Here is a 6,000-nt window from a genome sequence, read left to right on the forward strand (position 1 = left end):
GCGCGCCACGGGCCCGGGCTGTGATCGTCGGCACAGCCACGGTGTTGACCGGCGGAGTCCCAGATTCCACGCATAGCGTGATCAAGGATCTCCATCAGTACTCCCCCAGCTGATCAGGAAGAACGTGACGTGACTACTGGCAATGGCGCCGACGCGTCCCGGTCCGAGCCGGTCGAGCCGGTCGAGGCAGTCGCGGCGGTCGCGTCCGTGACCGTCCAGTACGGCTCCACGGTCGCCCTCGATGACGTGACCCTCACCTTCCCCTCCGGGGTCACCGGCCTCCTCGGCCCCAACGGGGCAGGAAAGAGCACCCTGTTGTCGCTCCTGAGCACAGCGCGCAGGCCCAGATCCGGGACGGTCACCCTCCTCGGCGACGAGGCGCCGGGCCGGGCGGGGGTACGGCGGATCCGGGAGCGGATCGGAGTGCTTCCGCAGCACTTCGGCTTCTATCCCCGTTTCACCGTCCTGGAGTTCACCGAGTACGCGGCGTGGCTGCGCAAGGTGCCGGCCGCCCAGCGGCGCGACCGGGCCCGGGACGCGCTGCGCCTCGTACAGATGGAGAAGTACGCCGACCGCAGGATGGGTGCCCTGTCCGGCGGCATGCTGCGCCGCGTAGGCATCGCCCAGGCCATGGTCAACGAACCGTCCCTGGTGCTCCTCGACGAACCGACCGTAGGCCTCGACCCGGCCCAGCGCGTCGGGTTCCGCAGCCTGATACGGGAGTTGGGCGAGCGGTCCGCCGTGGTGATGAGCACCCACCTCACCGAGGACGTGGCCCACGTCTGCGACCGGGTCGCCGTCCTCCTCGAAGGCTCGGTCCGCTTCACGGGGACGGTCGCGGAACTGTGCGCGCTGCCGGGCAAGGAGGCCAGGGAGGTCGACGGGGGAGCCGTGGAAGCGGGGTACCTGCACCTCGCCGGGGCGGAAGCGGTGGCGGCCTGATGCGTGTGCTCCTGACGGAGATGCGGCGCGGCGAGGCCAAGTGGGCCGTCGCGCTCATGGGCGCGATCGGTGTCTACTACTTCACCGCCGAAAGCCCCGCCGAGAGCGACTGGATCGGCTGGTGGACCCAGACCAGCCTCCAGGTCCAGCTCTACGCGGTGATCGTGATGGGTTCGGTGATGAGCGCGGTGGCCGCCTGGGGAGCGGGCCGCGCCTTCCGGCACCGGACCAGGGTGTGGGCGGACAGCGCGGCACGGGGCGGCTGGGCGCAGGCGCTGCTGCTGTGGCTGGCGGTGTGGCTGTGGGCGCTGCTCGCGTACGCCGTGCTCGTGGCCGTCGCGTTCTCGCGGACCGCGGAGGTCAGCGACGTCAGCGACCCCGCCTGGACGCCGCTGCTGCTCGGGGCCGCGATGATGGGCCTGCAGATCGCCGCGGGAGTCGCCATCGGTTCGGCGCTGCCGTCCCGCGTGGTCGCGCCCTTCGCGGGAATCTTCTGGTACGGGCTCTTCGTCGTCGCCGCGTTCGTCCCTGACACCGCGCTGGACAAGCTGTTCCCGGCGATAGACGAATTCTGGAGCGCGGAGTTCGAGCCGAACACGGCGCGCATGCTGACGGCGGTGGCGTGGTGCGTGGCGCTCGGCCTGCTCCTGACCGCGCTGCCCGCACTGCGCCGCCGCGCGACGCTCGCCGTGAGCCCGGCCGTGCTCGGGGCGCTCTTCCTCGCCGCCGTCATCACGGGCGGTGTACTGGTCACCTCCCGTACACCGGCGCCCGACTCGTACTGGGCGGTGCGCAAGGCCCAGCCGGCCCGCCAGCTCTGCGCCGCCAGTGGACGTACGAAGGTGTGCCTCTGGCCGGACGACCGCCACCTGCTGCCCAAGGCGCGCGCCGCGGTGAAGACGGTCGACACGCGACTCGGCGCCCTCAAGGGACTCAACCGCTCCTTCTACGCGAGCGGCCTCGAGCGCCCCGCGGGCCGCACCGCCGAGCTGTCCCTGATGTCCCCCGCGGAGACACAGGCCGATCTGACCGACGCCCTGTTCACGGCGGCCCTGCCACAGCCGGAGTCCCCCGACTGCGGACCGCACGTCCTGCGGAAGACCGGCGGCTACCCCGACACCTTCCTCTTCGAAGCCGTGGTCCGCGCCCGCGCCGGAGTGCCCGGTGAGTACTACGGGGAGCGGTTCGGCCGCGCTCTGGCCCGGGTCACCGGAGCCCCGGCGGCGAAGCGGGATACGTGGATAGGGGAGGCGGCGCAGAACATCCGCGCCTGCCGCCCGGTTCCAGAACTTCCGTCACCTCCGCCCCGTCCGGAGGCGCCACGGTGAACGGGGTACTCGCTGCCATCCGCTGCCGCGGCCTGCCCCGAGCCGCGGGCGTGGCGCTGCTGATCGCGCTCGCGGCGACCGCGTTCGCGGGACAGCGGGTAGCGGTGCCCGAATTCCGCTACCTGGTCGACTTCAGCGTGCCGGTGGCCGAAGTCGTGCCGCTCGCCCACGCGGTGATCCTGGCCACCACGCTGTTCTCACCGATGGCCGACCTGGAACAGACGGCGGCCCAGCCGATGAGCCGCCTGAAGGCCGGGTACGTGACGGTGCTGCTCGCCCTGGCCCTGGCCCTCAGCGCACTGCCGCTGCTCACCGGCGCGACCGCACAGGTCTACGCCTCCGCGGCCCGCAACGCCGTCGGCTACCTCGGCCTCGCCATGCTCAGCGCCCGCCTCTTCGGCAGCGGTCTCGCCTGGCTGCTGCCGCTCGGCATGTTCGGCCCCACACTCCTGCTCGGCGTCGACAGCGCCAACTCCCCGGAACCGTGGGCCTGGTCCCTGCACGCCTCCTCCAGCACATCGGCCGCCGCCGTGGCCGCAACGCTGTGGCTGACGGGCGCGGCCGCCGCGACGACGGGCGGGCCGCGGCAGACGGAGCGGGCGGAGCAGTGACCCCATACGGGAATGCCGAGCCCGTCCCGAACTGCCGTCATCCGTAGCGCTTACCGCGAAGGTTTACCCCGACTCAACTCCAGGGTTGAGGAAGTCACTTACCTCCGATGGGAACCTTCTGGGGCGCCGCGAAGGGCGGCGGCTTCAGCAGAGAACCGCGAAGATCCAGGGGGAAATTCATGGCAGTCACGAAGGGTCGCGTAGCCACTGCGGCGGTGGGCGGGTTGCTCATGCTCGTCGCGGGCGTGGGCACGGCAGAGGCCGGATCGGGGCCGTCCACGGCCTCGCGCTTCGCCCAGCAGGCCGAGTCCGCGCGCCTGACCAGCGCGCAGACCACCGCGCTGCAGGCGGACGTGGACCGCTACCTGAAGAAGATGGGCGGCACCCAGGTCGCGCTCAACAAGATCGACCTCAACGGCAAGGGCGAGGTCCTCGTCGCCCTGCCGGGCGAGGCCCACCCGCGCGACTTCGCCTCGGGCAACGGGATGCGCGCCGCCGCCGACCCGTGCCTGGACGTTCCGGGCGTATCCGGGAACTTCTGTGCCTACCAGAAGAACGAGTTCCAGGGCACCATCATCAAGATGCGCCAGTGCAACACCAAGTACTACGTGTCCACATGGGGCGCGGGGGGTTCCTGGGTCAACGACCAGACCCGGAACGTGGAGAGCCGCCGGGCCCGGATGTACAACCCCAGCGGCACCCTGGTCTACAAGACGCCGCGCGCCTACAGCTCGGACGCCTACGGTGACTGGAGGCCCGTCCGCTACGTGATCCCCTGCGGCTAGGACCTGCGGCCGGCCGCCACCGCGCACCCTTATTGGTGCGGGTGGAGGCCTGGTCCTCTTCCTCCCGGCTGGAGGCGGACGGGAGTGTGGGGACTACAGCCGGTCCCGTCGCTTGAAGATGAAGTACAGGCTCACGCATACCACCGCCATCAGCAGGATCGCGAAGGGATAGCCGAGCGCCCAGCTCAGCTCCGGCATCGTGTCGAAGTTCATGCCGTAGATCGTGCCGACCAGGGTGGGGGCGAAGAGGATGGCCGCCCAGGACGAGATCTTTTTGAAGTCTTCGCCCTGGAGGTTCTGACCTGGTGTTATGTGCCCAGCGGGCCCTCTGGCCTGGGCGGGAGCACCTTTCAGGTGCTTTCAGGGTTCGCCAGCTTTACGTGGTCGATTCTCCCCAGGCGCTCCCCAGGGCAGCCAAACTCCCCACATTCTCCCCAGGGGTGGCCCTTTGCTGAGGGGGCCAACGGAGTGCAAACATTACTCACCGGTTAGGCGCCGGTTCCACGCACCCTTCACTGTGCGTGCTCGCTGAACGGGTGTGGCCTGAGTCCGTAACAGTTAATCGGCCGACTGGTTGCGGTCGACGGTCTGGTCTCGGCGACAGCGCCTTCTGGACATTGCGCGTGATGAACCGGGCGGGCCGGAGGACCGATGATGGCGTGCTGGGCGGGGCGAGCATCCGGTGGCAGCGACGTTCCGTTGGCTATGGCACGCCATCGGCACGACGTCCCAGGTCGTCGTCCCGGAAGGCAAGCTGGTCAACGGCAAGACGTACACCTTCCGCACCACGACGGACGACGGCACGCACTGGAGCTCCGGGTGGTCCGAGCCGGTGACCTTCACCATAGACACCAAGTGGAAGCTCACGCCGGAGCTCAAGGCTCTCGGCGCGGTCAACTCCGCACTCGATGCCGCGGACGTCACCGCCGCGACCACCAGCGACAGCAAGTACGCGGCTATCGCCACCAGCGAGGGCAACACCGTCGGGCTTCCCCGGAGTGGCGACGACACGGTCTCCGTGAAGTCGAACGACCACGGCACCCTGGGCATCGCCCTGCCCACCGCACAGCCGCGCGGCGTCAACGTGAACGGCAACGTCGTCTACCACAACCCCGACGGCCCGGTCGACACCGTCGCCCAGCCCAACACCGAGGGCGCCGCCAGCATCTTCCAGGTCATCAAGAACGCCAAGGCTCCTCGTGAGTACACCACCGACTTGAAGCTCCCCGCCGGAGCATCGTTGAGCACGCTGGAAAACAACCGCATTCTGATCTCGTCCGGGACCGGCGATGACACCGTGACCCATGGGGTCATCGACACGCCCTGGGCGACGGACGCCAACGGCAATGCTGTGCCCACCGCGTACCGGATCGAGGGCAGCAAACTCGTTCAGACGGTCGACTTCGACAGCAAGACCGCCTTCCCGGTTGTCGCCGACCCCAAGATCAGCTTCGGCTGGGGTGTATACCTGGCCGCCAGGGGCATGGAATGGAAGGTGTGGTCCAGCACGATCGTCACCGCTGGATATATTGGGTCGCTGTACACCTGCACGGTCGCGAAGCTTCCGGCGAAGATCGCGGGCATCGCCAAAATGGTGTGCGGTGCGGCATCCCTGAACGGCCTCAAGAACCTCCTGAAGGTCCTGAAGCAGATCAAGAAGAAGAAGCTTGATTCCAAGGGCTGCTACCAGACCAAGATCCTTCCTAGCAACGGGAAACTGAGCAAGGTGAGCAAGAAGAAGTGCTAACAGGTCACCGTCACGAAGGATCTCCCATCATCCTGCGCACACCCTGGTGGCTCAATCTGATCGCGCTGGCAGCGGCGGTCATCCCCTGCTTGGTCCTCGACCTCCCGTGGTACATCGCCGGCATCGCGGCGCTGATCACCGGAACCATCGCCGACCGGGCTTGGGCTGCGCGCCAACGCCGTCGTAGTCGCAACGCGTAGGTCTGGCCCGGCCCGCTGCGGCCCGTTTGGTGAGCCCCCAGGGACTGACTACGGCCTCGGCCGATCAGCCATGACTCAGGCCACAAGGCCCCGGATCCCGAGTACGGGATCCGGGGCCGCTGCGCGCCCGAAAGAAGCGCCTGCAGCCCGCGGGGAACGCTGCCACTGAGGCGGGAGCTTGAAAGAACGGCCTTGGCCTTGGAGGAGTGCTCGTGCAGCCGGTTGGGCTGCACGATGTGTGATTCCACACCGGCGCCTGGTCTTCGAGGCCGGACCAGTCGTAGACGCCGTACTAGGTTCTGTCGTCAAATATCACGCCCACATCAGGAGTGATGCGAGGGTGACGGCCGCTTCGAAGGACTGGGCTGTTTTGTCGTAGCGGGTGGC

At 68.6% G+C, this 6,000-nt stretch carries 5 protein-coding genes and 1 pseudogene; 5 read left to right on the forward strand and 1 reads right to left on the reverse strand.

The features are described 5' to 3' along the window. Positions 1–129 precede the first annotated feature (129 nt). From ACI2L3_RS33985 to ACI2L3_RS34000, 4 genes are all read left to right on the forward strand, one after another. The gene (locus tag ACI2L3_RS33985) at positions 130–942 is read left to right on the forward strand and encodes an ATP-binding cassette domain-containing protein (protein ID WP_404756264.1); all 813 of its coding nucleotides are present in this window, start codon (positions 130–132) and stop codon (positions 940–942) included. Beyond that, complete coding sequence (locus tag ACI2L3_RS33990) at positions 942–2,270, forward strand: hypothetical protein (RefSeq protein WP_404756265.1); 1,329 nt, start codon at positions 942–944, stop codon at positions 2,268–2,270. Before ACI2L3_RS33985 ends, ACI2L3_RS33990 begins: the two co-directional genes overlap by 1 nt. After that, complete coding sequence (locus ACI2L3_RS33995) at positions 2,267–2,881, forward strand: hypothetical protein (protein ID WP_404756266.1); 615 nt, start codon at positions 2,267–2,269, stop codon at positions 2,879–2,881. Before ACI2L3_RS33990 ends, ACI2L3_RS33995 begins: the two co-directional genes overlap by 4 nt. A gap of 179 nt (positions 2,882–3,060) precedes the next feature. After that, complete coding sequence (locus ACI2L3_RS34000; RefSeq protein ID WP_404756267.1) at positions 3,061–3,666, forward strand: hypothetical protein; 606 nt, start codon at positions 3,061–3,063, stop codon at positions 3,664–3,666. Between the two features lie 93 nt (positions 3,667–3,759). On the opposite strand, the pseudogene ACI2L3_RS34005 reads toward ACI2L3_RS34000, so the two are convergent. After that, positions 3,760–3,957: pseudogene (locus ACI2L3_RS34005) on the reverse strand (CorA family divalent cation transporter); the annotation flags it as partial. Between the two features lie 391 nt (positions 3,958–4,348). On the opposite strand from ACI2L3_RS34005, the gene ACI2L3_RS34010 reads away from it, so the two are divergent. Continuing rightward, a complete protein-coding gene (locus ACI2L3_RS34010; RefSeq protein WP_404756268.1) occupies positions 4,349–5,413 on the forward strand; it encodes a hypothetical protein in 1,065 nt (354 codons plus the stop codon). Positions 5,414–6,000 lie beyond the last annotated feature (587 nt).

Origin of the sequence: Streptomyces sp. NPDC029674, from assembly GCF_044903205.1 — a bacterium.
GTDB lineage: Bacteria > Actinomycetota > Actinomycetes > Streptomycetales > Streptomycetaceae > Streptomyces.

Bases quoted from the DNA above. Each gene is read 5' to 3' on its own strand.
- ACI2L3_RS33990 (WP_404756265.1), top strand. From the start codon at position 942: ATGCGTGTGCTCCTGACGGAGATGCGGCGCGGCGAGGCCAAGTGGGCC.
- ACI2L3_RS34000 (WP_404756267.1), top strand. From the start codon at position 3,061: ATGGCAGTCACGAAGGGTCGCGTAGCCACTGCGGCGGTGGGCGGGTTG.